This is a genomic window from Paucisalibacillus globulus DSM 18846 (genome assembly GCF_000482485.1).
Taxonomy (GTDB): Bacteria; Bacillota; Bacilli; order Bacillales; family Amphibacillaceae; genus Ornithinibacillus; species Ornithinibacillus globulus.
In genome coordinates, this window is sequence record NZ_KI519439.1 from 123814 (window position 1) to 146616 (window position 22803).

At 37.0% G+C, this 22803-nt stretch carries 41 protein-coding genes; all 41 read left to right on the forward strand.

Translation table 11 applies throughout. The annotated features are described in order from the left end of the window. The first annotated feature begins 17 nt into the window (after nt 1–17). The 41 genes from K332_RS0119175 (at nt 18) to K332_RS23415 (ending at nt 22803) form a co-directional block, all read left to right on the forward strand. Nucleotides 18–359 (forward strand): hypothetical protein, encoded by a 342-nt coding sequence (locus tag K332_RS0119175; protein ID WP_051359541.1) that lies wholly within the window; start codon nt 18–20, stop codon nt 357–359. Further along, nucleotides 356–538, forward strand: coding sequence for a hypothetical protein (locus tag K332_RS0119180; RefSeq protein WP_026908928.1), 183 nt, complete (start codon nt 356–358; stop codon nt 536–538). Before K332_RS0119175 ends, K332_RS0119180 begins: the two co-directional genes overlap by 4 nt. A 2-nt stretch (nt 539–540) precedes the next feature. Further along, nucleotides 541–1002, forward strand: coding sequence for a hypothetical protein (locus K332_RS0119185; RefSeq protein WP_026908929.1), 462 nt, complete (start codon nt 541–543; stop codon nt 1000–1002). Next, complete coding sequence (locus K332_RS24740) at nt 995–1129, forward strand: hypothetical protein (RefSeq protein WP_281170935.1); 135 nt, start codon at nt 995–997, stop codon at nt 1127–1129. The genes K332_RS0119185 and K332_RS24740 overlap by 8 nt, the downstream gene beginning before the upstream one ends. A 5-nt stretch (nt 1130–1134) precedes the next feature. Continuing rightward, nucleotides 1135–1350: a helix-turn-helix transcriptional regulator gene (locus K332_RS0119195; RefSeq protein WP_342665476.1), complete on the forward strand. Its 216-nt coding sequence runs from the start codon at nt 1135–1137 to the stop codon at nt 1348–1350. Beyond that, nucleotides 1351–1704, forward strand: a complete 354-nt coding sequence (locus tag K332_RS0119200; RefSeq protein WP_026908931.1) for a hypothetical protein — start codon at nt 1351–1353, stop codon at nt 1702–1704. A gap of 138 nt (nt 1705–1842) precedes the next feature. Next, complete coding sequence (locus K332_RS0119205; RefSeq protein WP_026908932.1) at nt 1843–2112, forward strand: hypothetical protein; 270 nt, start codon at nt 1843–1845, stop codon at nt 2110–2112. Between the two features lie 55 nt (nt 2113–2167). Further along, nucleotides 2168–2557 (forward strand): hypothetical protein, encoded by a 390-nt coding sequence (locus K332_RS22935; protein WP_036689382.1) that lies wholly within the window; start codon nt 2168–2170, stop codon nt 2555–2557. Nucleotides 2558–2615: 58 nt separating this feature from the next. Further along, nucleotides 2616–2753, forward strand: coding sequence for a hypothetical protein (locus K332_RS24065; protein WP_156914237.1), 138 nt, complete (start codon nt 2616–2618; stop codon nt 2751–2753). Nucleotides 2754–2786: 33 nt separating this feature from the next. Next, on the forward strand, nt 2787–3152 hold the full coding sequence (locus K332_RS0119220) for a hypothetical protein (protein WP_026908933.1): 366 nt from the start codon (nt 2787–2789) through the stop codon (nt 3150–3152). 30 nt (nt 3153–3182) lie between these two features. After that, nucleotides 3183–3491, forward strand: a complete 309-nt coding sequence (locus K332_RS0119225; RefSeq protein ID WP_051359542.1) for a hypothetical protein — start codon at nt 3183–3185, stop codon at nt 3489–3491. 12 nt (nt 3492–3503) lie between these two features. Continuing rightward, a complete protein-coding gene (locus K332_RS0119230; RefSeq protein ID WP_026908935.1) occupies nt 3504–4103 on the forward strand; it encodes a dUTP diphosphatase in 600 nt (199 codons plus the stop codon). Then, on the forward strand, nt 4100–4312 hold the full coding sequence (locus K332_RS0119235; RefSeq protein WP_245604767.1) for a hypothetical protein: 213 nt from the start codon (nt 4100–4102) through the stop codon (nt 4310–4312). The genes K332_RS0119230 and K332_RS0119235 overlap by 4 nt, the downstream gene beginning before the upstream one ends. Next, nucleotides 4305–4601, forward strand: coding sequence for a hypothetical protein (locus K332_RS23400; protein ID WP_051359543.1), 297 nt, complete (start codon nt 4305–4307; stop codon nt 4599–4601). The genes K332_RS0119235 and K332_RS23400 overlap by 8 nt, the downstream gene beginning before the upstream one ends. Nucleotides 4602–4701: 100 nt before the next feature. Next, nucleotides 4702–4863 (forward strand): DUF3954 domain-containing protein, encoded by a 162-nt coding sequence (locus tag K332_RS23785; protein WP_084288141.1) that lies wholly within the window; start codon nt 4702–4704, stop codon nt 4861–4863. Then, a complete protein-coding gene (locus K332_RS0119250) occupies nt 4860–5054 on the forward strand; it encodes a hypothetical protein (protein ID WP_026908937.1) in 195 nt (64 codons plus the stop codon). Before K332_RS23785 ends, K332_RS0119250 begins: the two co-directional genes overlap by 4 nt. Nucleotides 5055–5161: 107 nt before the next feature. Continuing rightward, entirely contained in the window at nt 5162–5626 is a 465-nt protein-coding gene (locus K332_RS0119255; protein WP_342665477.1) for an ArpU family phage packaging/lysis transcriptional regulator, read from the forward strand. After that, the gene (locus K332_RS0119260) at nt 5623–6177 is read left to right on the forward strand and encodes a site-specific integrase (protein WP_026908939.1); all 555 of its coding nucleotides are present in this window, start codon (nt 5623–5625) and stop codon (nt 6175–6177) included. Before K332_RS0119255 ends, K332_RS0119260 begins: the two co-directional genes overlap by 4 nt. Before the next feature lie 151 nt (nt 6178–6328). Continuing rightward, the gene (locus K332_RS22945; RefSeq protein ID WP_036689385.1) at nt 6329–6646 is read left to right on the forward strand and encodes a hypothetical protein; all 318 of its coding nucleotides are present in this window, start codon (nt 6329–6331) and stop codon (nt 6644–6646) included. A gap of 187 nt (nt 6647–6833) precedes the next feature. Continuing rightward, the gene (locus K332_RS23790; protein ID WP_156914238.1) at nt 6834–7010 is read left to right on the forward strand and encodes a hypothetical protein; all 177 of its coding nucleotides are present in this window, start codon (nt 6834–6836) and stop codon (nt 7008–7010) included. Nucleotides 7011–7065: 55 nt separating this feature from the next. Beyond that, a complete protein-coding gene (locus K332_RS0119275; RefSeq protein WP_026908940.1) occupies nt 7066–7272 on the forward strand; it encodes a hypothetical protein in 207 nt (68 codons plus the stop codon). A gap of 56 nt (nt 7273–7328) precedes the next feature. After that, a complete protein-coding gene (locus K332_RS23405) occupies nt 7329–8075 on the forward strand; it encodes a hypothetical protein (protein ID WP_051359544.1) in 747 nt (248 codons plus the stop codon). After that, nucleotides 8068–8352 (forward strand): hypothetical protein, encoded by a 285-nt coding sequence (locus K332_RS24260; RefSeq protein WP_026908942.1) that lies wholly within the window; start codon nt 8068–8070, stop codon nt 8350–8352. The genes K332_RS23405 and K332_RS24260 overlap by 8 nt, the downstream gene beginning before the upstream one ends. 202 nt (nt 8353–8554) lie before the next feature. Next, nucleotides 8555–8728: an HNH endonuclease gene (locus K332_RS24895; RefSeq protein ID WP_425414469.1), complete on the forward strand. Its 174-nt coding sequence runs from the start codon at nt 8555–8557 to the stop codon at nt 8726–8728. Nucleotides 8729–8812: 84 nt separating this feature from the next. Further along, nucleotides 8813–9334 (forward strand): phage terminase small subunit P27 family, encoded by a 522-nt coding sequence (locus K332_RS0119295; RefSeq protein ID WP_026908944.1) that lies wholly within the window; start codon nt 8813–8815, stop codon nt 9332–9334. Beyond that, on the forward strand, nt 9334–11067 hold the full coding sequence (locus K332_RS0119300) for a terminase large subunit (protein ID WP_036689387.1): 1734 nt from the start codon (nt 9334–9336) through the stop codon (nt 11065–11067). Before K332_RS0119295 ends, K332_RS0119300 begins: the two co-directional genes overlap by 1 nt. Nucleotides 11068–11076: 9 nt before the next feature. Beyond that, nucleotides 11077–11283 carry a hypothetical protein gene (locus K332_RS0119305; RefSeq protein ID WP_026908946.1) on the forward strand — a complete coding sequence of 69 codons (207 nt, stop codon included), beginning with the start codon at nt 11077–11079 and terminating at the stop codon, nt 11281–11283. Between the two features lie 15 nt (nt 11284–11298). Next, a complete protein-coding gene (locus tag K332_RS0119310) occupies nt 11299–12552 on the forward strand; it encodes a phage portal protein (protein ID WP_026908947.1) in 1254 nt (417 codons plus the stop codon). A gap of 5 nt (nt 12553–12557) precedes the next feature. Beyond that, the gene (locus K332_RS0119315; RefSeq protein ID WP_342665482.1) at nt 12558–13331 is read left to right on the forward strand and encodes a head maturation protease, ClpP-related; all 774 of its coding nucleotides are present in this window, start codon (nt 12558–12560) and stop codon (nt 13329–13331) included. A 199-nt stretch (nt 13332–13530) separates the two neighbouring features. Then, on the forward strand, nt 13531–14724 hold the full coding sequence (locus K332_RS0119320; RefSeq protein WP_026908949.1) for a phage major capsid protein: 1194 nt from the start codon (nt 13531–13533) through the stop codon (nt 14722–14724). Between the two features lie 31 nt (nt 14725–14755). Beyond that, nucleotides 14756–15094: a hypothetical protein gene (locus K332_RS0119325; RefSeq protein WP_026908950.1), complete on the forward strand. Its 339-nt coding sequence runs from the start codon at nt 14756–14758 to the stop codon at nt 15092–15094. A 33-nt stretch (nt 15095–15127) separates the two neighbouring features. Beyond that, on the forward strand, nt 15128–15448 hold the full coding sequence (locus K332_RS22950) for a head-tail connector protein (RefSeq protein WP_036689389.1): 321 nt from the start codon (nt 15128–15130) through the stop codon (nt 15446–15448). Beyond that, the gene (locus K332_RS0119335; protein WP_036689391.1) at nt 15435–15776 is read left to right on the forward strand and encodes a phage head closure protein; all 342 of its coding nucleotides are present in this window, start codon (nt 15435–15437) and stop codon (nt 15774–15776) included. Before K332_RS22950 ends, K332_RS0119335 begins: the two co-directional genes overlap by 14 nt. Further along, complete coding sequence (locus K332_RS0119340) at nt 15776–16177, forward strand: HK97-gp10 family putative phage morphogenesis protein (RefSeq protein WP_026908952.1); 402 nt, start codon at nt 15776–15778, stop codon at nt 16175–16177. The genes K332_RS0119335 and K332_RS0119340 overlap by 1 nt, the downstream gene beginning before the upstream one ends. Then, the gene (locus tag K332_RS0119345) at nt 16177–16512 is read left to right on the forward strand and encodes a hypothetical protein (RefSeq protein WP_026908953.1); all 336 of its coding nucleotides are present in this window, start codon (nt 16177–16179) and stop codon (nt 16510–16512) included. The genes K332_RS0119340 and K332_RS0119345 overlap by 1 nt, the downstream gene beginning before the upstream one ends. Next, nucleotides 16513–17091, forward strand: coding sequence for a major tail protein (locus K332_RS0119350; RefSeq protein WP_026908954.1), 579 nt, complete (start codon nt 16513–16515; stop codon nt 17089–17091). A gap of 3 nt (nt 17092–17094) precedes the next feature. Continuing rightward, the gene (gpG, locus tag K332_RS0119355; protein WP_026908955.1) at nt 17095–17430 is read left to right on the forward strand and encodes a phage tail assembly chaperone G; all 336 of its coding nucleotides are present in this window, start codon (nt 17095–17097) and stop codon (nt 17428–17430) included. Then, a complete protein-coding gene (locus tag K332_RS0119360) occupies nt 17427–17642 on the forward strand; it encodes a hypothetical protein (protein ID WP_026908956.1) in 216 nt (71 codons plus the stop codon). Before gpG ends, K332_RS0119360 begins: the two co-directional genes overlap by 4 nt. Nucleotides 17643–17674: 32 nt before the next feature. Further along, the gene (locus K332_RS23410; RefSeq protein ID WP_026908957.1) at nt 17675–20944 is read left to right on the forward strand and encodes a phage tail tape measure protein; all 3270 of its coding nucleotides are present in this window, start codon (nt 17675–17677) and stop codon (nt 20942–20944) included. A gap of 6 nt (nt 20945–20950) precedes the next feature. Further along, complete coding sequence (locus K332_RS0119370) at nt 20951–21808, forward strand: phage tail family protein (protein ID WP_026908958.1); 858 nt, start codon at nt 20951–20953, stop codon at nt 21806–21808. 14 nt (nt 21809–21822) lie between these two features. Then, nucleotides 21823–22803: an H-type lectin domain-containing protein gene (locus tag K332_RS23415; protein WP_051359545.1), complete on the forward strand. Its 981-nt coding sequence runs from the start codon at nt 21823–21825 to the stop codon at nt 22801–22803.

Below are 22803 nucleotides of genomic sequence, written 5' to 3' on the forward strand. Positions count from 1 at the left end.
TTATAGGAGGGGTAAAGGTGGAAAAAGTACCAGTAATGGTTTTTCAAAACAAAGAAAATAAAGACCGTTATCTAGCAAACGGACCAGATAACGGAGATTGGTCAGACGAAAATCTTGATGTGCTGTCAGAAGATATTGAATGCGCAATGATGTTTTGGAGAAATGACCGTCAAAAGCCTACAGATGAGGATTTAGAAGAGTTAAAACAAGAGAGTATTAATCACAAGAAAAATATGATTGCAAGATTTGGTGATAGCGCTGTAATAAGCTTCGATGTTGAAGAATGGCTGAAACACTATACTCCAGTGAATATTGAAATCACGAAAGAACAGTTTAATAAAGCTAGGGAACTAGATTGAAAACAATCCGCCTAAAACGCAAAATAGAGCGATTTTATACAGACGGAATTACGTTAGTATTTGCTTTGTATGAAGATGTTGATGGTTTTATTCATTTTAAAAATTGCTTTGCAGATACAGAAAAAGAGCAATTAGTAGAATCACAATTTCATAAAGAATATCGGGAAGTGGAGGGGTAAAGGTGACTGAACAGGAGAGGTTGGAAGATATTAGACACCAAACAATGATTGATAATCATGGAGTACACCCAGGGGCGCATTTATCTAAGGTGGATTGGGATTATTTAATCCAACAAGCAGAAGAAAAGGTTATTTTAGAACAAAAAGTGAAGGATTTGGAAGAACAATTTTCATTCTCGGAAAAGTTTGTAGATAAGAAATACCAAAGACTAGAAGAAGAAAAGATACAGATGGAAGAACGTATCGAAAAATTGGAAGAAGAGTTGTATGAATTGAATGAATCAGCAATCGAAATACAAAATGACTTTTTAGATACGAATGGTGAGAAAAATAGTTTGTTGGAAGAAAATCAACGCTACAAACAGGCTTTGGAATCTATTAAAAAACCTACTTCGGAAAATGATTCGACTTATGCTCTTAGCCGAATTGCACTGAGAGCCCTAAAAGGTGATTCCAATGCCTAGAACATTCACCAAAAATGAGCGGTACCGTCCAGTGGTCACGATTAAGAAATTAAAAGGAAAGCTTCCAACCGTGCTTGAAGTTAGCGGAAGAAGGTATGTGTTAGAGCCAGAAGGAAAACGTAGGTGATACCAGTGGCAAATCACTTACCTAAAATGCAAAAAGAGTGGGCGGTATATGCCGGGGACGAGTTCTTGTTTATCGGCACTACTAAAGAATGCGCTGAACGTCTAGGGGTTTCGATTAATACCGTTCGATTTTACGGAACCCCGGCGCATCTTAGAAGAGTGGAGAAACAGAAGAAGACGGATGCTATTGTTCTGGTGGATTTGGGGATTGAGGGTGAGTGAATGAATCGTGAGGAAATGAAAGAAATAATGCTTAATACGTTTTACGAATCATCTTATCAACACTACATCGAAAAGGGTTGGTTAGTGCCTGGAGACTTCGATTCTTTTAAAAACTCAGTCTACCGAATGCACAAAGACTCAGCTAGATCCTTTAGCTATAACAATAAATTATTATCGGTTGACTTTGCTGCTGGAAGTGGTTGCAAGGTTGGTTGTCCAACTGATGAAAAACAAATAACTGTCTATTTTGAAAGCGATGGTAAGTATGCGTTTGAAAAGTTTACTTTTGCTGATTTTGTTAAATCAATGTGGAAACGATTGAACGGAAAAGAAGAACAGTTAAGTCTTTTTTGAACCAAAATGCGACACAAAGAAGGTGGAATTTTTGAATAATCAATGTAATGAATGTGGGTATCAGTATAACAAAGATTACGAGGTTAAATGCCCATTATGCAAGAACCAAAATGCGACATAAAAAGGTAGGTGAAGTAATTGAATATTTTAGAACAAAAAATTGTCACCACAAGGAAAGACCATCATTGTTTTGGTTGTGCAAGAAAAGTATTTAAAGGCTCTAAAATGCAAGCCATAACAACTGTTGATGGTGGAGATATATCAAGAAATTATTGGTGTGCTACTTGCCAAGAATACTGGAGTAGATATATGCAAGATGGTGACTTAATAGGTTACGGAGAACTTAAAAGCGAAGATAGTGAACGTTGGGAAGCATTAAGAAACGAATTAGAAATTGATTTTAGCTAATGTCGCATTCCGGAGAAACAATTGAGACAAAATGCGAAGTAAGGGAGAGAAACAAATGTATTCAATTTATACAAACTATGAAACCAAGGATTTACATGATTTTATGAAAAATGGTGAAGTAGCAAATACGACATATCTTGGAGAGTTAAATAAACGCCCAGATATTTACGACAAATTGAATTTTAATGGAAAAACTTACGTTGCAAGTGTGATTAATGATGAAAAGAAAATAGCTTTTGTTGAGGAAACAAAGGTATTAGAAGAAGGAACAAAGTTTGAATATGAGACAGATGCAATTTGTCCGTATTGTGGCTCTGAACAATCGGATAGTTGGGAACTATCTGGTGATGATGGAGAGGAAAAAGAAACAGAATGTGGTAGTTGTGGTGAGGAATTTAAGTATATTAGAAGCATCGAGGTAACTTACTCAACTTATCAAAAGTAACGCGCAGTTCGGAGATAATCTGTTTTGAGAAAAACTATGCAGTAGGAGGGTGGTAATAATGGTTTCTCATAAGTGTGTCATGTGTAAAAAGGAAATTAACGTTGATTACTTTAAAGATTATGAATTTGATGATGATGGGGAAATGTGGTGTGCTTCTTGTTTTGAACAAGAATCAGACACTGGAGAAGTTTATTGAGAGAAAATGCGTAGTAAGGAAAGGAGAACGAAAATGAATCTAGAGTTAGTGAAAAGTTTTATGAAAATTGTTCAAACTCATTCGCCAAATTGTTTTATCAACCACAATTTTGAAATAATTATCGAACCTAGAAACAACATTTATTTCAGACTGGAAGATGTGGAAACTGAAACGGAACTAAAATGCAAAGTACTTGCGTGGCTATCAAGACCAAGTTGCAAAGGGGTTAGTAACTATTGGCAAAAGCGAATTAGAGCCATTGTAAATGACTTTCTAGAAAAAGATTTTAGTTGGGAAGAAATGATGGAGATATACACTTACTTAGGAAATGATTGCAACAGACAAAAGACTATTAAGTTCATTGAATCTAATTATGATTTTAATGTTCTTACCGCATAGTTCGGATAAAAAGCGAAGGAGGGAATGAAAATGAAAGTATTTCGATTAAACGAATACGATTGGATTTACGCAGAAAGCGAAGAACAAGCTCTTGAGTGGTACTTGGAGCAAACAGGCTTAGACAAAGAAGAAGCATATGATGACCATTACTTTGAAGAAATTGACCCTAACGTTGGAACGACATTAGTTCATATTGACGATCTAACACTTAAAGAGCTGCAAATGACTCAAGAAATGATTAGGCAAGGAAATAATCTGTTGGCTAGAAAAACATATGCCCAGGTAATCGAAAGTGAAAATCTTACAGCACCTTGCATTATTGCTTCAACAGAATATTAGGGGGGTAAATCTATGAATCTACAATATTTATTTGAAATACAAGCTGGATTAGATGCACATATCGAAGAAGAACATCCTAGACAAGAGGGTGAGGATAGACTCGCTAAGAAAATTCTTGCTTTACAAGTGGAATTAGGCGAGTTAGCGAATGAGTGGCGAGGGTTTAAGTTTTGGAAGGTTAATCAACAACCGGTTACATTTAGGCAATGTGACCGTTGTAATGGATTAGGGTGGTATTACATTCCGGTGAAAAACACTAATCAACATTTAGGTGATAAAGCCACTTGTGATTGTGTAGAAAACCCAAGTAACCCACTCCTTGAAGAATACGTGGATTGCTTACACTTTATATTGAGTATTGGGTTGGAATTGGGTATAAGAGAAATTCCGTTTAGAAAAATCTCTCGAACAGATTTGGTTTTTGTATTTAGTGAGTTATTCGAGATAGCTAGCAAATTAAGAAATGTCCACACAAGAAGAAGTGAATATCAGTGGTTGATTAGTGAGTTCGTTAAATTAGGCGAAATGTTAGACTTCACATGGGAACAAATCGAACAAGCATATCTTGAGAAAAATAAGGTGAATCATGAACGGCAGGTGAATGGATATTGAAAACACTCGAATCTATAGACCAGAGCTTACGCGAAACAGAAGTAGAAGCAAGGAAAAACTATTTGATTCGACAACTTAGATTTCTCGGTTTAGAACTTTCCATAGATGGTAGAATGCTAGAAGATTTGTCCTTGTATACGTTGGAATGGATGCATGTGGAAGAAAAGAATAAGGCTGCAAAAGCATTTGGAGATGTACATAATGAATAAAAAACACTTAGAAGACTCCATACATGTATTTCAAGTTATTGCCAAAGAACAAGAGGAAAAGGGTATTGTCAAATACGGCAAGCCATTGGATCCACTAGATGATTATGACTGGTTAGATATGGCTGCAGAAGAATTAGTGGATGGCTTTAAATATTTAGTCGCTGAGAAAAAGAATCGTCAACACATTGTGAATCGTATTCGTGAATTAATCATGTTACAAGAATCTGGATGGATTAAAGAAGAGATTAATAGTCTCTTAGATATGTTAGAGGGAGGGACCAAGAAATGAAACAATGCAAATTATGCAAAACAAAGCCACAGAACTACAGAAGTTGCTTATGTGATTCTTGTTTAAAACAAGCAATAAAAGAAGACTAGGGGGTTGGCATATGGCAAATACAACAGAAATCAATCTTGAAGAAGAAGCTCTTTACCGGGTGAAAAATGGCAAACTAGAAAAACTAGACAAGCCAATAACAGGGTTTGGGGAAGTAATTCAGAAGTGGCAAGAAGGAAAGCTAGGAAGGTATGAGGTGAAGTATACCAAATGAGTCAGAGCAAAATGATTATACAAACCTATAAAACAACGTGTGAGGATTGTGGTAATGAAATAGAAAGTAAGGCGGGGGATATGACTGGAAATAATGAAATCATCGTTGATTTCATAGATGCCATGGAGTTTTACTGTGATAATTGCGATGTCACAACCTATATTGAAATAAATAAATATACAGGACAATGAATAACAAATAAATAAGCTACTGGAACAACCAGGGCACTGATGAAGACTAATGCCGGTCTTTGTTGGTGTCTTTTTCTTTTAATCTACCAAAAGGGGTGTCGGAAGTTATGCAGATGTCATTTAGATTACCAACTATTGATAAGGATGCAACAAGAGATGCAGTAGATAGAGAACTAGAAAAATATAGAATGTACCTATTAATGGATCCAGAGGAAAATGAGCCAAAGATAACATCACAATTCAAATTGATTGCAACTGCACCAGGTAATGCATTTCACTCCACCACAGAAGAAACTGCAATTAAGAAAATAGACCAAGAGAACAAGCGCCAGGAGTTCATTAACAAGATTCAAAGGGCGGTCAATCGTTTAGCTTTCCAGGAGCGATCTATTATCATTAAACGCTACCTTACTGATGATGAGGTATATGATTACGAAGTATACAATGATTTAGGTTTTAGTGAACGGAAGTATTATCGAATCAAATCAAGAGCATTTTATAAGCTTGCTCTTATCTTACGTATTGAGGTTTATCTTGAAGAAAGCCAAACAGAAGGAGGTGAGGCAAGTTGAACGTTGTACAACCTATTAGGGATTACGAAAAGCTGGAAGAAATCAAAAGGATATTGAAGGCTAACAACGAGCGGGATTACATTATGGTGATGGTTGGGCTGTACACGGCATTAAGAATCTCTGACATTCTAAGAATAAGGGTAGAGGACATAAAAAAGGATTACATGAATATTCGCGAAAAGAAAACGGGTAAGGCTAGGCGAATCTATTTAAATAATGAACTAAAGAAAGCATTAAAGGATTATATTCAAGACAAAGAGCCTCATGAGTACTTAATCAGGAGTAGGGAAGGGATTAATAACCCTATAACCAGAGCAAGAGCCTATGGAGTGTTAAAGGACGTTGCAGAAGAGGTTGGACTCGATTCTATCGGAACGCATTCACTAAGAAAAACCTTCGGTTATTGGGCTTACAAGGATACTAAAGATGTAGCTGCACTCCAAAAACTATTCAATCATAGTTATCCGGAAGAAACTCTAAGGTATATCGGTATTGAACAGGATGGAGTGGACCAATTATTGAAGAACGCCTATCGGAATGCAAGAGGTTAATTTTTTTTAAACCTTTTAATTGTACTTAAAAAAGACATGTCAAACTCATTCTAGCAAAGTAGTGTTATTCATTGATATAATAGGCTTAAGGGCAACTCTTCGAGTTTGACAAACCCACTATTATATTAAACTCAAATAAGGGGGATAAATGGTGAGAATTGATAAGGCCAAGGAACTGATCATAACGCTGCAAGAGTATGTTTCTGTCTACGAAGGTTATAAACCAACGAATATAAAACAAGAAGCTATTAAACTATATGCAGAATTAGAGAATGTTGGAAAAGTGGCAAAAGAGTTGAATGAAAAGGGTTATCGGAAGGATGGTAGACCTGTAGCCGGTAAAGTTCGAAAAGTAAAATTGGAAAGTAATGATGTTACAGAAATAATTGATAGCAATATTGATGATGGTGATACGCTGCATGAAATAGTTAAAAAAGCTCTCAAGAGGAATAGAAGGAAAATAAGTTAGATAAAAAAGTGGCAGACAAATGGCAGAAAAAGAGCAGTTCATTAACAAATAAATAAGATATGATTGTAATGTAGGAAAGTTTATAAAAAGGCGCTCACGAATAAAAGTGGGTGCCTTTTTCCGTGGGTAGCGTTTGTGGGATATCGGAGTCGTTGGTGGGGGCGACTCAATAATAGAGGTGATGGTTATGAAACTTGCAGATCATCTTAGAAAAGAACAACATGATAAGTTAAAGAAAATGAAATACAAGAATAAACCAAAGCATAAAAAGCGCAAGCCAGAACATATTGACTGGCATGATCTAATGGGTATGAATCGAGATACTTATAAGCGTGGTCGTGGTGGAGCAATTAGGAGAAAGTAATTAAAGGTAATACCTTCCTTTTGTCGAATTAATAAGTTAGGAGGGAGGGTTAAATGTGCCAAATGATGACGGACATATTAAAATAGATGTGATTAATGCTGATTTACCAATGAAGTGCTTAGCCATAGTAGCTAGAGTTTATAATCATCCTAATTCAAACAAACACACTAAAAATTTTATTCGATTCGAGTTACAAAAACTATTTGGAAGAGATTATGACATTATTGGGTTTCTTAACGACCCAGAATATAAGATTGATTGAGACATCTCAAACGAGGTGTCTTTTTTATATACAAAAAAATAAAAGGAGTGTTGATCATGGCTGACAATAAGTCGAGCGAAGGTAAACTAATCGGTGGTAAAAGATATTGTGGTAAAACAACTAGATTAATACAAAGAGCTAGTGAAGAACAACTTTACATTTTATGTTCTAACGAGACAATGGCAAGGATGATTTTCAGACAAGCGCAAGATATGGGACTAGAAATTCCATTTCCAGTAACAGTTAATGATTTGCCTTTAAAAGGTTATATGAAAGAAGTATTAGTTGATGAAGTTGAAATGGTGCTTAGTCAATTAGTTGGGAAAAGGGTTATTGGTATGAGTTCTAGTATGGAATTTGAAGAACTTGAATCATTAAATCAAAGCAATCAACCAAGAAAAAATAATGACTTGAAACTTAATATAGAATGTTCCGAAGCCATCAAAGGATTAAAAGCAATCCAACGTGAAGCAAAGAAAGCGACAGCTGCATTAAAAGAAGTTGAATCTTATCCTGGTACGATACGAAGGTCAACATTAAAAGCTGATAATGAAGTGGTCGATGAACATTTTGATTACAGTTTGTTAACAATTGACTTATTTACAATCGACAGTGTACCAAGGGTTTTCTATAAAGGTGAGGAAATTACAGGTAAAATTCATGTGGGTTTTGATTGGTCTACACAGACGGATAAGACAGTAGCAAGCCCAATGATTGATATTGAGTATGCAGATACAACTTCTAGTAGACCAAGCATAAAAAGGATAACTCATAATCCATTGAGTGGTGATTCTAATGTCTAAACCATTACTAGGAACATGTGACAAATGTAAGAAAGTCACACCAATCAAATTCGAGATAAAACATCATCCTAGATCCATTCAGGAAACGTACTTCAAATGTAAACAGTGTGGTGAACATTACACGTGCTTTGTAACGGATGATTGGGTTAGGAAGAGACAAAAGAAGATGGTACACATGCGACAGAACTTTAAAGGACGTAAGATATTGGAGGACATGCAACAAGAGATTAATGAGCGAATGGACAAGCTTAAAAGCGAGTTGTTATCTAATGCATAAACCGAAACGTCCATGTAAAGAGATAGGCTGCAATAAACTGACCCGCGAATCCTGGTGTGATGTTCATAAGAAAAACGTCCAGGAAATCCACCAGGAATATAACCGGTATAAACGTGACGGTAAAGCAAATGCATTCTATCAATCGAGGGAATGGAAGCACATACGTAAGCTAGCATTGGAGCGAGATAACTTCTTGTGTCAAATGTGTTTGCGAGATGGTAATTTAGTCAAAGGCGTAATCGTTCACCATTTGGAAGAGATAAAAGACAACTGGAATAGACGTTTAGATTTGTCGAATCTTGAAGTAGTTTGTCGAAATTGTCACAATCGCATCCATAAAGCGACACCCCCCGGGGTCAAAAATACAATTTTCTGACTATTTACAAGCGACGCATCCTCTTCTGCGTAAAAAAATCCGTTTTTGAAAAATTTTCCGATATTTTATAAGGAGGTGTAATAGATGGCTGGAAGAAATAGACAACCTTTATCAGTAATTCAAGGAAAAGGACGGTCGAATCACTTAACCAAACAGGTGATTAAAGAACGTCAAGAACAAGAAGAAGCAGTAAGAGGTTATACAGACAATATTGTTGCTCCGACTTATTTGACTAAGAAGCAGAAAGAAGAATTTGACAAGGTTGCTGCTGAATTAATTCGGTTAAATATATTTTCTAATCTTGATGTGGATAGCTTAGCGCGTTATATCGATTCTAAAACACAATATATCCAATTGTTGAAGGACTTAAAGAAAATAAAATCGACTTTAACTATGGTAGATTCGATTACTGGAAAGAAAATGACAATAGCCAACGAAGACTATCCTAAATTGATGCGAGTGAAGAATACTCTTTTCAATGAGTGTCGGGCAGCTGCAAGTGATTTAGGCCTATCCATTACATCTCGTCTGAAATTGGTAATACCTAAAACGGGTGATGGCGATAAACCTAAGTCGGAATTTGAACAGAAGTTCGGTGATGTTTAATGTACAATGTCACTGCAGAACCGGGCTTGCGATTTAAGTTAGTTAAATATAGTGAAAAAGTAATTAACGGAGATATCGTTGCTTGTGAAAAACACAAGTGGGCGTGTCTCCGTTTTTTAAATGATTTGGAAAGAGAAGACACAGAAGAATTTCCTTATATTTTTGATGAAGAATTAGGGCAAAGGTTTCTTGATTGGTTGAGTTCTTTTAAACATAGGAAAGGTATTCTAGCTGGGCAATATATTGAACCAGATATCATTCAGGAATTTATTTTTGGGAATATATACGGATGGATTCATCGAGATACAGGATTGAGAAGATTCAACAAAGGTTATTGGCAGGTTGGACGTAAAAATGCAAAATCCCAATCGCTTGGCGGAGTTGGTAGTTATGAAGGTTCTGCATTTGGTGAGTTATCTGCTGAAGTGTATTGTGCTGCTACTAAAAAAGACCAGGCTAAAATTGTTTGGGATGAAATTGACGGCATGATTAAAGGTAATGAGTATCTGCGTGATCGGTTTAATGTCGCCTATGGTACGATTACTCATTTGAAAAGTGGTTCCATTATTAGACCTTTATCGAAAGAAGACCGTAAATCGGGTGATGGATATAATCCACAATGCGGGATAATTGATGAATATCATGCTCATGAAACGGATGAAATGTATGAAATTATTGAATCTGGTATGGGTGCCCGTCCACAACCGTTAATGATGATTATTACTACCGCTGGATTTAATTTAAATAATCCATGCTACCGAGTGGAATATAAATACGTTGCACAGATACTCGATCCAAATAATCCAGTTGAAAATGATAACTATTTTGTCATGATCAATGAATTGGATAAAGGTGATGACATCAAAGATGAATCGGTCTGGCCAAAAGCTAACCCAATTCTTTGCTCGTATGAAAATGGTCGTGAATATTTGCGTAAAAGACTGAAAGCAGCACTTGATGTTCCTGAAAAGATGAGAAACTATCTCACTAAAAATATGAATATTTGGGTAGATGCTAAAGAAGATGGCTATATGGATATGTCCAAATGGGCTAAGTGTAAATCTGAAGTTGCTGAGGAAGATATAGATTTAAGGCAGTATCCAGTTTGGGTTGGGGTTGACCTTTCAACAACTACAGACTTAACGAGTGTTGGTCTTGTGTTCAAACTTCCTGAAGGGAAATATGTAGTTAAACAACATTCCTTTATGCCTGGAGATAAACTTTATGAGCGTATGAATTCAGATAACGTTCCGTTTAGCTTGTGGGAAGACCAAAAACACTTAACTACAACTCCTGGGGCGGTCGTTGATTATAGCTACATTGAACAATTTTTAATAGATTTAGCAGATGACTTAGTAAATGGCAGGGGTTATGACGTTCAAGAAATCTGTTATGACAAGTGGAATGCTACTCACTTTGCTCAAATCATGGAACAACATGGATTTGAAATGGTAGAGATACCTCAAATGTTAAGACATTTATCAGGTCCTACTAAAGAGTTTAGAGCATCAGTTTATAATAAAAAAGTTATACACTTTGATGATCCTTTACTTAACTGGGCAATTGGTAATGCTATTCAAAAGATGGATGCCCAAGAAAATATAATGTTGGATAAATCCAAATCTACGGAACGAATTGACCCTATTGCTGCTATTATCAACGCATTTAGTAGGGCAATGAGTAATGAAACAAATGATTTAAGTAGTCACTTTTTAAATAATTGGGGATTTTAGGAGGACCATATGGCGAAAACAATTAAGGATTTTTTAATAGTATTTTTTACAGCATTCTTCACCAAGTGGTTGGAGGATTTTTTTATTTTATCGGCCATTGTATTAGTAGTAGTGAATACCTATCTTATTTCAGTAATTAGTTTGAATATTTTAATTGGTAACTATGTATTGGCGATATTTTTAGTAATTATTGGTCTTGTATTAGCTAGGAGGTGAAGGAGGTGATAGACATTGATATTTAGAAATGCTTTAGCTCCCAAAGCAGAAGTAACAGATACAACCGATTTAAAAAATCCTGCGCCATGGTTTTTAAGAATATTTGGCCACGATTCATCCAGTGGAGAGACAGTGACGGTGAATTCTGCTCTTGGTATTCCAACCGTTTATCGTTGCGTCAACATTAAAGCTAATGCAATTGCTATGCTTCCTTTTCAAGTCTTTAAGCGAACAGAAAAAGGCAGAGAACGGGAAAAAAAGCATATTGTTTCTTATTTATTGGAAACAAGACCGAACCCGTTTCAGGGGCCTTTTAAATTTAAACACTTAATCGAAACCCACCGGAATACCTGGGGGAATGCTTACATTAACATTGATTGGGGATGGGACGGAAGACCAAAAGCGTTATGGCTTTTAAACCCTGCTGTTACTGACCCTTATGTAGATGTAAAAACAAATACACTTTGGTACCTTACTACATTGCCTAATGGACAGTTTGTGAAAATTGGAGCGGGTGACATTATCCATCTTACTGCTTTATCAACTGATGGCATTAAGGGTAAACCTCCTATTCAAGTTGCTAGGGAAGCAATAGGTAGTTCTCAGGCAGCACAAAAATTTAAAGGGAAATTTTATAAACAAGGTGTTGTAAATAGTGGGTTTCTAAAGATACCTGGAATGTTGAATAAAGATGCCAAGGATGTTGTTCGCGAAGAATGGGAAAAGGCAAACACCGGAATTAGCAATGCACAGCGTGTGGCAATTTTAGATGCTGGTTTGGAATTCCAAAGCGTGAGTATGCCTTTAAAGGATGCTCAGTTTATCGAGGGTATGCAATTTGATAAGTTGGAAATCGCCACAATGTTCGATGTACCACCGCATATGGTGGGAATCTTAGATAAAGCCACTCTCAACAATATCGAACAAGAAAACTTATCTTTTATTCAAAACACGTTAAGCCCAAATCTTGTTCAGTATCAAGAGGAATTTGCTTATAATTTGCTATCTGAAAAGGAACAAGAGCGACTCTACTTAAAATTTAACCTTGAATTCCTACTACGAGCAGACAAAAAAACACAAGCGGAATTTTATAAAACAATGCTTGATGTTGGTGCGTACTCCATTAACGAAGTTCGCGAATTAGAGGATAGAAACGCAATCGAGGGTGGGGATATTCATAGGGTAGACCTTAACCATGTTTCTATAGCTATTGCTGACGAATATCAGCTTAGTAAGGCAGGATCATCGAAAGGGGGTGAGGAAAAATGAAGACTATGCATCCGGCTTATATGAGTTTAAATAGGCCTAAAGAAAAGAGTCCAACTGGACCACTGATGACTGTAAAAAACCTCACCAATAAGTCAGCAGACCTTTATATTTACGGTGAAATTGTAGATAACACGGACTGGAAATGGGATGAAACCGATGTAATGCCAGATGATGTCCTTGACGTACTAAAGCAAGTTGATGACTTGGACAATCTGAACATTTACATTAATAGTCCTGGTGGTTCTGTTTTTGCGGGTTTGGCGATTTACAATATGCTTAAACGGAACAAAGCACACAAAAAAGCCTACATTGATGGTTTAGGCGCTTCTATGGGTTCAGTAATACCATTTGCTGCAGATGAGGTATTTATCCCTTCTAATGCTTTTCTAATGATTCATAAGCCATGGATTTTTGCCATGGGCAATGCAATTGATATTAGAAAGGTTGCAGATGACCTTGATGATATCGAAACCGGACTCGTTAAAATCTATGAGGACAATCTGAAAGATGGTGTAGACATTGAAACCATTAAACAGATGATGGCAGAAGAAACATGGCTAAATGGAGATGAAGCAGCAAAGTATTTTAATGTCACTGTTATTGAAGCTAAAAATGTTGCTGCATGTTCTAGTGATTTACTCGAACGGTACAATAAGACACCTAAGAAGCTTGTGGAACAATCATTCAATAGAGTAGAGCCACCAGCAGAACCACACAACAGTGATGATGAATTTGATAAAGTGAAATTTCAAAATGAACTAGACCTATTAGAATTGTAAGGTCTATTTTTTATGCCCAAAAAAAGAGAGGAATGATTATATGAAAATCAAAATGTTTATTACACATCTATTTGCTTTAATTATTGGTTTATTCATCAAAAAGGAGGAAGAGGATTTGGATTTTAAATTAAATACTGCATTGAAGTCTCTTCGACTAAACAAAAATGTACTAGCTGTAAGAATGGATGGCGGAGCTGGTATGACTAAGCGTGAACAAGCATTGCGCCAAAACGTAGCAGACTTGAAAGCTGCGGCTCAAACACATCAAGACGAAGGTGAATACGAAGAGGCGAAAGCGAAATTAGAAGAAGCAAAGGCTGCTAAAAAAGATTTAGATAATTTCTTAGCTTTGCAGGATGACTTTAAAGGTTTAACTATTCCAGAACCTCAAAATAGAGGTGCACAGATGCCTGGTGAGCCTGAAGATGATGAAGTCAAGGCATATAAAAGTGTTTTCTTAAAGGCGCTTCGAGGACAAAATTTAAATCCTGAAGAAGCAGAAATGCTTGAAGGTTTTAAAGTAGAGGCTAGACTGTCAGAACAAACAGGAGAAGATGGCGGCTATATCGTTCCTGAAGACATCACAACTGCTATTAATGAGTTAAAACAAACGGTTGATAATTTGGAACAATACGTTACAGTTGAACCGGTTAAAACTAATAAAGGTGCACGTACTCTAGAAAAACGTGCTGATTCTACACCTTTCAAGCCATTATCAGAGTATGGGGATCCTAATGCAATGTCTGAAATTGAATCACCGCAATTCAGTCGTCTTCCTTACGAAATTGAAGATTATGCTGGTTTCTTGCCAGTATCCAACGATTTACTAGCGGATACCGACCAAGCCCTAGAAGCATATTTAAGGAGATGGATTTCTAAAAAATCAAAGGCTACACGTAATAGTTTAATTCTTGCTGTTCTAAATTCTTTAACTAAGAAAACTATTACAGGTAATGTTGTGGATGGAATTAAAAAAGTGCTTAATGTAGAGTTAGATCCAGCATTTTCTGCGGTAGCTAGTATCTTCACAAATCAAGATGGATTCAACTATTTAGATACTTTAAAGGATAATGACGGAAAGTACCTTCTACAAGATGATGTTACTAGTCCTACTGGTAAATCTATCAAAGGTCGTCCGGTTGTTACATTATCCAATAAGACGATTGCAACAACAGCTGAAGGTTTAGCACCATTTATCGTTGGGGACTTGAAGGAAGCGATTGTGCTTTGGGATCGTCAACAACTTTCAATCGATATGACAAAAGTGGGCGGGAATGCCTGGAGAACAAATTCCACTGAGTTCCGTGCGATTGAACGTGAAGATGTTACTAAGTGGGATGAAGAGGCTGTTGTATTTGCACAGTTTGATATCGATCCTGTTCCAGAAGTTTAAAAAAATAGATCTTTAGAGGAGGAAAATTGAAATGAAAGCTAATGTAATTAAAAAGTTCCGTGATAAAAACGATAAGCAAAAAGATGGTAAAGGAAAACTTTATAAAGCTAATTCAGTTTTTGAAGCTAGTGAAGAAAGAGTAAATGAACTTTCTAAGCTTGGGTATGTTGATAAAATTGTTGAAGATGGTCTGGAACTAGAAGATTTATTAAAAGGTGCAAAGTCACATGCTGATTTAGACAACATTGTGGAAGAAATTAAACTTGAAGGAGTACCAACTAAAGATGATGGTGCTACTTTGGATGAAAGAAAACAAGCTATATTAGTTGCTGCGGAAAAACTTGCAGAACAATCAAACGAGGGCGAGTAATCGCTCTCTTTCTCTTTTTGAGAGGGTGATAATATGACGCCTGAAGAATTAAGTAAGTTAATTCGTTTTTTGAAAATTGATGAAGTGGATCCAGAGGTTGAAGAGGACCTTAAAACATTTTACAAACGTGCAAAAATAAGTGTTAAGAACCAAGTTGGTCCAATTGATGAAAACAATCCAGATATGAAAGAGCAATATGAACAGGCTTGTGCATTATTGGTGCAACATTGGTTTGACAACAGGGAAGCGTTTCGTATTGGGAATGCTTCTTATGAAATTCCACATTCTTTGGACAGTATTCTAAGAGAATTAAGGTACTGTTATCCAGTTGGTGATTCCAATGAAACCAATTAAACCTGGCGATTTAAAGCAAAGATTAATCTTTCAACAACCAGCCGGATCTACAGATGATGATGGATTCGTAATAAATAAGCCTGTTGAATACACAAAAGCCTGGGCAAAATTAAAAACTCTAAAGGGGAGTACCTTTTATGCTGCTGCTTCAAACAATATGGAACATAATCGGGAATTTACCATTCGATATCAAAAAAAGTTAGCAGATGGTGTAAGACCTACTAATTTAGAGGTTGTTTGGAAAGGTATTACCCATTCGATTGAATCTATCGAAAATGATGATGGCCTTAATATATCCATGACTGTGGTTGCTAAGGCGGTAGATTGATGAACTTCGATTTTGAAGGAATAGACGAACTTATCAAAGAAGTTGAACTCTTAGAGCAAGTTTCTACTCGAACCAAAAATAGGGCTTTAAGACGTGCGGGTGATTTTTTACAAGAAAAATACAAAGAACACGTTTACGCACATGGCCTTACTGAACGTTCTGGGGATGCTCAGGATTCAATCATTCGTACTGAACCAAAGAATAGTGAATTGTTCGTTGGCACAAGAGGTGGTGCTAAGGTAGCGGGATTCTACCTATATATGCATGAGTTTGGTTATTATAATGTTCGTGCAAAAAGATTTATAGCTCCTAAACCATTTGCCTCCATTGCCTATGAATTATCTAAGGGTGAAATATTAGACATTTATGTTGAAGAATTAAGAAAGGAGATGGGGATGTAATGAATATAAATAGGCTAATTATGGACACTTTGGTGCCTTTAAATGTTCCTGTCTCTTTTTTGAATTACAATCTGTCAGATGACACCTATATTGTTTTTAACGAATATAACCAAATGCCATGGTTGAATGCTAATGATACTGAAATGTGGACCAAACATTTTATCCAAGTTGATGTGTTTTCAAAAGGCAACTATATAAATCTGGTAAAGGAAGTTAAAAACGCTATGAAACAAGCAGGGTTCGGACGCATGTTCGAGTCTGAAACCTATGATAATGATATGAATATGTACCGAAAGATTTTGAGATTTAGTTATATATCGAAGGAGGAAAACTAAATGGCTATTAAAGGATTAAAAGATTTAGTATATGCCAAAATTACACAAGAAGATACAACGATGACCACTTATAGCGAAGTGAAATCTTTAGGACCTGCTATGGCTCTAAATTTACAGCCATCTATAAACCGTGGTAATTTGCGGGCAAATGATCAAGTGTTATTTTCTGATGCTGCTAAGGGTCCTATTGCGGTCACTCTTAATACTGCATATTTGGATGAAGAAGTAGAAGCTGACATTCTCGGAAAAGAGTTGGATGAGAATGGCGGTCTAACAGATGCAGCTAATGACGATCCACCTTATATTGCAATTGGTGGTCGGGCGGAAAGCGCACGAGGCGGATATGAGTATTTTTGGGTCTATCGTGTTAAGTTAGCACCTGCAGAAGAGAATAAAGAGACCAAACAAGAGACACCAACCTATCAAACTCCTAATCTAACTGGTGAAGCATTACCACGCTTACATGATGGAGCGGAGAAGTATAAGCTTTGGGATAAAAGTCCAAAGGTTACAGATCCTACAATCTTTGATGAGTGGCTTACATCTGTCATTGATAAAAACTGGGCACCGGAGGTTTAATCTATGAAAATAGAACTCTACATCGATGGAGAGAAAAAAATCTTCACTACACCTATCGTTCCTATGCTTGCTAAACGGAAGTACTTTGAAGTTATGGCAAAGGCAGATGAACGAACAAAAGATGATGAGAATTATGTTCCGACCTTTGAGGAGCAACTTGAAGAAGAAGCTGAACTTGTCGGTATTTTAGCAAATATTATTTTCCCTGGACAATTTACAGTTGAACAAGTATTTGCTGGTGCAAGTGATGAATATGTTTACGATAAATTGCGTGAAGCAGTATTCGGAAAGTCAAAAAAGAAAAATGAGAATGATGAGGGAAACAATCAGGGGGAGTGACGTTTGAACAAGCGTACACTTCCCTTAAACAACTCTATAAAAATATGATGTTTCCAAAAATAGAAACTCTTCCTGATGGAAGAATAATTAAAAAACGAGAGTGGACAATGGCTGAAATAGATCAGTTAGATGTTCACTTTTTTTCTGAGTTAATGGACACAGAAGAGCCAGTACCACAAGAGCAAGAGGTCTACCTAAGCGATATATGGTAGGCCTTTTTCTTTTTATAAGGTAGGTGAGAAATTTGGCCACAAAAGATGTTGGAAATCTGAGAACAAGATTATCTTGGGAGGATGATGGTACTACTAGATCCCTTACTCGTTTTCGTGAGGATTTAAAGGGTTTGCGCTCTGAAATGCGTACCGTTACTTCTCAGGGAAAAGAATATAAGAATGGGCTCAAGGGATTACGTGAGCAATCGGATATTCTTTCAAGACAACTCAGAACGCAGAAAGAAAGAGTAGAAGAGTTGCGTAGAAGGTATCAAGAATCCGCAAGTGTAAAAGGCGAAGACGCTAAGCAAACTCGTGATTTAGCTGCCCAATATAATAATGCAGTCTCTGAGATGAACAAAACGGAAAATCAGCTTAATAAAGTCACACAGGCGATTAATAATCAAATAAATCCATTAAAACGCCTTAGTGACAATTTGAATGCTGCAGGACAGAAAATGCAATCAGTCGGTAAAGGAATGACTGACTTTGGTAAGAATTATTCCATGAAAGTAACTGCTCCAATAGTTGCTGGTGGAACAGCAGTGTTTAAAGCTTCTATGGATTTTGAAAGTGCCTTTGCTGGTGTAGCTAAAACATTTTCAGGTACTGAGCAACAACTTGCTGATTTACGTGTTGGTATTCGAGATATGGCAAAAGAAATTCCAGCAAGTACTACTGAGATATCAGCAGTTGCTGAAGCCGCGGGACAATTAGGTATTCAAACAGAGTCTATAGAAGAATTTACTCGTACCATGATAGACCTTGGTGAAGCTACTAACATGACGGCTGACCAAGCTGCAACAGAATTTGCAAGATTTGCTAACATTGTAGGAATGTCACAACAAGATTTTGACAATATGGGTTCAAGTGTTGTTGCTCTTGGTAACTCCATGGCTACTACGGAAGCAGAAATATCTAGTATGGCTATGAGATTAGCTGCGCAAGGATCTCAAATTGGTATGACAGAATCGCAAATACTAGCATTATCAGCAACTATGAGTTCCTTAGGAATCGAAGCTGAAGCTGGCGGTACAGCAATGACCACAGTTCTCAAAAAAATTGACTATGCGGTAGGTGAAAGTGGTAAAGAACTTAAAGGCTTCGCTAAAGCTGCAGGTGTGTCTTCCGGTGATTTCGCAAAAGCTTGGAATAAGGATCCTGTTAAAGCGCTAGATTTGTTTATAAAAGGGTTGGCTCAATCGAGTAGTGAAGGTGCTAACTTAACTAGTATTCTAGAAGATTTAGGTATAAAAGGTATTCGTGAATCGGATACAATTCTACGTCTTGCTGGGGCAAGTGATCTATTAACAGATGCGGTAAATACCTCAACTAAAGCATGGGAAGAAAATACTGCTTTATCTGATGAGGCAGCACAACGTTATGCTACAACAGAATCCCAATTAAAGATTATGTGGAACCGTGTAAAAGATGTTGCTATTACTTTAGGTGACTCTTTAGCGCCAGCGGTGATGGATGCCATTGATGCAGCTGAACCATGGATTAAACAAATTGAAAGTGGAGCCAAGGCGTTCTCCGAATTAGATGAAGAACAACAACGTAACATTCTTAAGTTAATAGCTTGGGCTGCTGCCATTGGTCCTGTTTCTATTGGATTAGGTGGGCTAACTTCTACTATTGGTGGAGTCGTCAAAATTGGTGGTTCATTAACAGGCATGCTAGGTAAAGTAGGCGGAGCAGGCTTACTGGGTCGTATTGGTGCAATGTCTGCCACTGCCGGACCTGTAGGATTAGCGATTGGTGGAGTAGCTTTATTAGGTACAACAATATGGGCGTTATCGGATGCTGCTAATCAAAGCATTGAGGATACGTACAATTCCATTCAAGCACGCAAAGATGAAATTGACCAATTAGATGAGTTAATCTCTCAATACGAAACGCTTCAAAATAAAAACATGTTATCAACTGATGAAATATTACGTTACATGGATATTATGGATGAACTCAAAAGTGCAAAATCTGAGGAAGCCATCAAAGCGCTAAAAGACGAACAAGAAAAACTACTCGAAAAATCAACGCTTACTAATGAAGAAATGGAACAATTCCTTGAGTTAAACGATAAAGTAATTAAGAAATCACCTAGCACCGTATCAGCTATTAGCGAACACGGAAATGCTTATGCCGGAGTGTTGGATGAGTTAAAGCAACTTAATGAATATGAACGTCAACGACTTACCCAAGACACATACAGAGAAATTACGAACGAAATGCGTAATCAAGAGGAAAATCTCAAAAAGCAAAAAGACCTCCAAGGTGAGATTAAACAATTAGAATCCGATAGAGAAGAAGCTTTTCGAAATCTTGTCACACACAATGAACGATTAGGCGAATTAGATGCCGAAATAGCTAAGTTGAGGAATGACGAGTTAAATCCTGCTAGTGAGGAACTGCTAGAATTAACTAGACAAACACTAAAGGAACGTGAATCTGAAAAAGCTATTTTAGAGGGTATCATTGAAGGTGAAAATATCACCATCGGTAAGTTAGAAAAAAAGATTGCTAAAAAACAAGATTCTCTAACAAAAACTGAAAAAGAATTAGAACTATATAACGATCTATTAGATGATTATGCGCAGATGGTTTTATTTGAACAAGGAATTACGTCCGAAAAAGGTAAACACCTTGAAGCTTTGAAATTGGAACAAAAAAATATAGACGAAAATAGATTGAAACTTGAGGAAATGAAAACTTCAGGTAAACTAGTTGGTTCTGCTTACGAAGTACAAAACCAAAGGCTTAACGAGCAACAGAGTAAGCTAGATGAGGCAATTTTGAAGTTAGAACAAATGAATATTACTGCAGGTCAAACGGTGTATCAAACAATTAGACAAACAGTAGAAACTTTTTATTCTAAACCATCAGGTTATCAACCTGCTTTGAATCGTGACCCTGTAGCAATAAGTGCTTATGCAGTGGGTACGGATTTTCATCCAGGAGGACCAGCTTTAGTTGGCGAAGAAGGATATGAGCTTGCTAAGTTGGGGAATCGATGGTCCATGCTTCGATTTGGTATTACTGATTTACCTAGAGGAACACAGGTGTTTACTCATGACGAATCCAAACGTATTCTTGCTGCTATGAATCGTATTCCGGCATATGCGGATGGAATTAACCCTTATGGTGAAGGTAACCGAATTGTGAATCAGTTAAATGGGAGTATAAAATCTGGTCAAACCATAAATCAAACGGTCAATATTTACAGCCCGACTCCCTTAACACCTTCTGAAACTGCCCGATTACAAAAACAAGCTAGTCGTCAATTAGCAATGGAATGGAGTTGATAGATAATGAGGCGATTAAAATATTTGAATAGTAAGGGAGAGAGCATCGAATTCTATCAAACTCCGTTCCTAATTGAATCATTAATTGGAGTAGGAGAAGTTGATGCTGATGTACAAGGGCATAGAGCTCCCTATCAGGATGGAGATACTTATATCGATACAATTTTACAACCTCGCTATCCGACATTGGAGGGGGCAATTACATCAACAGATTTATTAACTATAAAGGAATATCGTAAGCAGATACTTCGCGTGTGTAATCCTAAACTAGGGATAGGCAAGATAATTTTAGAAATGGATGGAGATATTAAAGAGATATTAGGTACATTAGATGGGGTACCTACTTTTCCTGAAAAAGGGTCAAACGTTTATCAAAAGTTTATGATTACGTGGAAATGTCCTAATCCTTACTGGAAATCACTTGAAACCATCACAGAGCCATTATCGGCATTTGTGCCAAAGTTTAAGCTCCCGTTTCGTTTCCCGGTAAAATTTGGTGAACGTGGTTCTGAAGCGAGGTTGATGAATGATGGTGATGTACCTACTCCTATTGAAATTGTGTTTAACGGTCCTGCAACGAGACCTACAATTATTAATCGAACAACTGGGGAATTTATTCGTATTGACAAAGAATTGTTAGTTGGAGAAAGGTTGATTATTAATACTGCCTTTGGACGTGAAAGACGTGTTGCGATAGATAAAGGAAATGGAGTATTAGAGAATGCTTGGGGTTATATAGACATTTGGGAATCAACGTTATTTCAGTTAGATGTAGGGGAAAACATTATTGAATATGATGCTGTTGCAAGCGGTGGTCAGGCGATAGTGACGATTAGTTATAGAACACAGTATGTAGGTGTATAGAAAGGAGCGTTACAATGGCTCAGTTAGGAAGATTTTTTGATGGTCCTGAGTATGGGGCACAAGATTTTGCGGAATTTTTTACGAATTTCTTAAGAACAGGTTATTTTGAGGGCTTACGAATCGAAACGAATAACTCAATGGAGGTAATATTAAAACCGGGAAGTGCGTTTGTTGAGGGATATGAATATAGAAATACTTCCGATTTATCATTAACAGTTTTAAGTGCTGACCCATTAATAAATAGAATTGATAGATTAGTAATTCGGTTAGACAGGACTCCAGATGCACCTGAGAAACTAACTGCATTAATCAGACGTGGAAATTCAGAACCTGCTGAATTGATACGAAACGAATCTATTTATGAAATTAGTATTGCGCAAATCCAAGTAGAGTCTGGAAAAAGTTACATTGAACAGTACCAGATTACAGACGAAAGAAACCGAATGGAAGTTTGTGGTCCAGCTATTCCAAACGGACAAATGTTGCCAGATAATTATCTCGATAGTAATGCTTTAATGGACGAGTATCCGCATGGTTTCTCAACAATGAGAGTAAGTGATAACTTTGGTGGTTTCCCTACTATTGCAGGGCAAGTGCAAACTAATAGAGCATCAGAAGAAGTAGCGGCCCAGTTTTATTTTAGTTCTCTTGCTGATAGACCGTTTTTATATGTTAGGACAACCTTTTGGGGTGAGTGGACTCCATGGAGACGTATAGACGGAGCAGCGTTTATTAGTGGAAATGGAGATAGGTTACAAAGCGGTTCTGATTCAGTAAGTGCTTCTGCGAGCGGCGTCACGTCTAAAAACGTTGCCTTTCCTGTACCCTTTTCAACGCCACCGCATATTGTTGTATCAATTGTTACATCTAACCCACAGACATCTTCTGCTAGTGCTGGGAACATTACAACAACTGGGTTTACGTTATATGTTCATAACTCTTTAACATCCTCTAGGAGTATTATCTGTAATTGGCATGCTAAAGGAGGGGATTAA

Coding starts and splice junctions, on each gene's coding strand:
- K332_RS0119230 (WP_026908935.1), top strand. CDS start 3,504: ATGAATCTACAATATTTATTTGAAATACAAGCTGGATTAGATGCACAT.
- K332_RS23785 (WP_084288141.1), top strand. CDS start 4,702: ATGGCAAATACAACAGAAATCAATCTTGAAGAAGAAGCTCTTTACCGG.
- K332_RS0119300 (WP_036689387.1), top strand. CDS start 9,334: ATGTACAATGTCACTGCAGAACCGGGCTTGCGATTTAAGTTAGTTAAA.
- K332_RS24065 (WP_156914237.1), top strand. CDS start 2,616: ATGGTTTCTCATAAGTGTGTCATGTGTAAAAAGGAAATTAACGTTGAT.
- K332_RS23400 (WP_051359543.1), top strand. CDS start 4,305: ATGAATAAAAAACACTTAGAAGACTCCATACATGTATTTCAAGTTATT.
- K332_RS0119320 (WP_026908949.1), top strand. CDS start 13,531: ATGACTAAGCGTGAACAAGCATTGCGCCAAAACGTAGCAGACTTGAAA.
- K332_RS24260 (WP_026908942.1), top strand. CDS start 8,068: ATGTCTAAACCATTACTAGGAACATGTGACAAATGTAAGAAAGTCACA.
- K332_RS22935 (WP_036689382.1), top strand. CDS start 2,168: ATGTATTCAATTTATACAAACTATGAAACCAAGGATTTACATGATTTT.
- K332_RS0119220 (WP_026908933.1), top strand. CDS start 2,787: ATGAATCTAGAGTTAGTGAAAAGTTTTATGAAAATTGTTCAAACTCAT.
- gpG (WP_026908955.1), top strand. CDS start 17,095: ATGAAAATAGAACTCTACATCGATGGAGAGAAAAAAATCTTCACTACA.
- K332_RS0119255 (WP_342665477.1), top strand. CDS start 5,162: ATGCAGATGTCATTTAGATTACCAACTATTGATAAGGATGCAACAAGA.
- K332_RS23790 (WP_156914238.1), top strand. CDS start 6,834: ATGAAACTTGCAGATCATCTTAGAAAAGAACAACATGATAAGTTAAAG.
- K332_RS24740 (WP_281170935.1), top strand. CDS start 995: ATGCCTAGAACATTCACCAAAAATGAGCGGTACCGTCCAGTGGTCACG.
- K332_RS23415 (WP_051359545.1), top strand. CDS start 21,823: ATGGCTCAGTTAGGAAGATTTTTTGATGGTCCTGAGTATGGGGCACAA.
- K332_RS0119305 (WP_026908946.1), top strand. CDS start 11,077: ATGGCGAAAACAATTAAGGATTTTTTAATAGTATTTTTTACAGCATTC.
- K332_RS0119335 (WP_036689391.1), top strand. CDS start 15,435: ATGAAACCAATTAAACCTGGCGATTTAAAGCAAAGATTAATCTTTCAA.
- K332_RS0119200 (WP_026908931.1), top strand. CDS start 1,351: ATGAATCGTGAGGAAATGAAAGAAATAATGCTTAATACGTTTTACGAA.
- K332_RS0119225 (WP_051359542.1), top strand. CDS start 3,183: ATGAAAGTATTTCGATTAAACGAATACGATTGGATTTACGCAGAAAGC.
- K332_RS22950 (WP_036689389.1), top strand. CDS start 15,128: ATGACGCCTGAAGAATTAAGTAAGTTAATTCGTTTTTTGAAAATTGAT.
- K332_RS0119295 (WP_026908944.1), top strand. CDS start 8,813: ATGGCTGGAAGAAATAGACAACCTTTATCAGTAATTCAAGGAAAAGGA.
- K332_RS0119370 (WP_026908958.1), top strand. CDS start 20,951: ATGAGGCGATTAAAATATTTGAATAGTAAGGGAGAGAGCATCGAATTC.
- K332_RS23405 (WP_051359544.1), top strand. CDS start 7,329: ATGGCTGACAATAAGTCGAGCGAAGGTAAACTAATCGGTGGTAAAAGA.
- K332_RS0119350 (WP_026908954.1), top strand. CDS start 16,513: ATGGCTATTAAAGGATTAAAAGATTTAGTATATGCCAAAATTACACAA.
- K332_RS0119315 (WP_342665482.1), top strand. CDS start 12,558: ATGCATCCGGCTTATATGAGTTTAAATAGGCCTAAAGAAAAGAGTCCA.
- K332_RS24895 (WP_425414469.1), top strand. CDS start 8,555: ATGTGTTTGCGAGATGGTAATTTAGTCAAAGGCGTAATCGTTCACCAT.
- K332_RS0119250 (WP_026908937.1), top strand. CDS start 4,860: ATGAGTCAGAGCAAAATGATTATACAAACCTATAAAACAACGTGTGAG.
- K332_RS0119325 (WP_026908950.1), top strand. CDS start 14,756: ATGAAAGCTAATGTAATTAAAAAGTTCCGTGATAAAAACGATAAGCAA.
- K332_RS0119345 (WP_026908953.1), top strand. CDS start 16,177: ATGAATATAAATAGGCTAATTATGGACACTTTGGTGCCTTTAAATGTT.
- K332_RS0119340 (WP_026908952.1), top strand. CDS start 15,776: ATGAACTTCGATTTTGAAGGAATAGACGAACTTATCAAAGAAGTTGAA.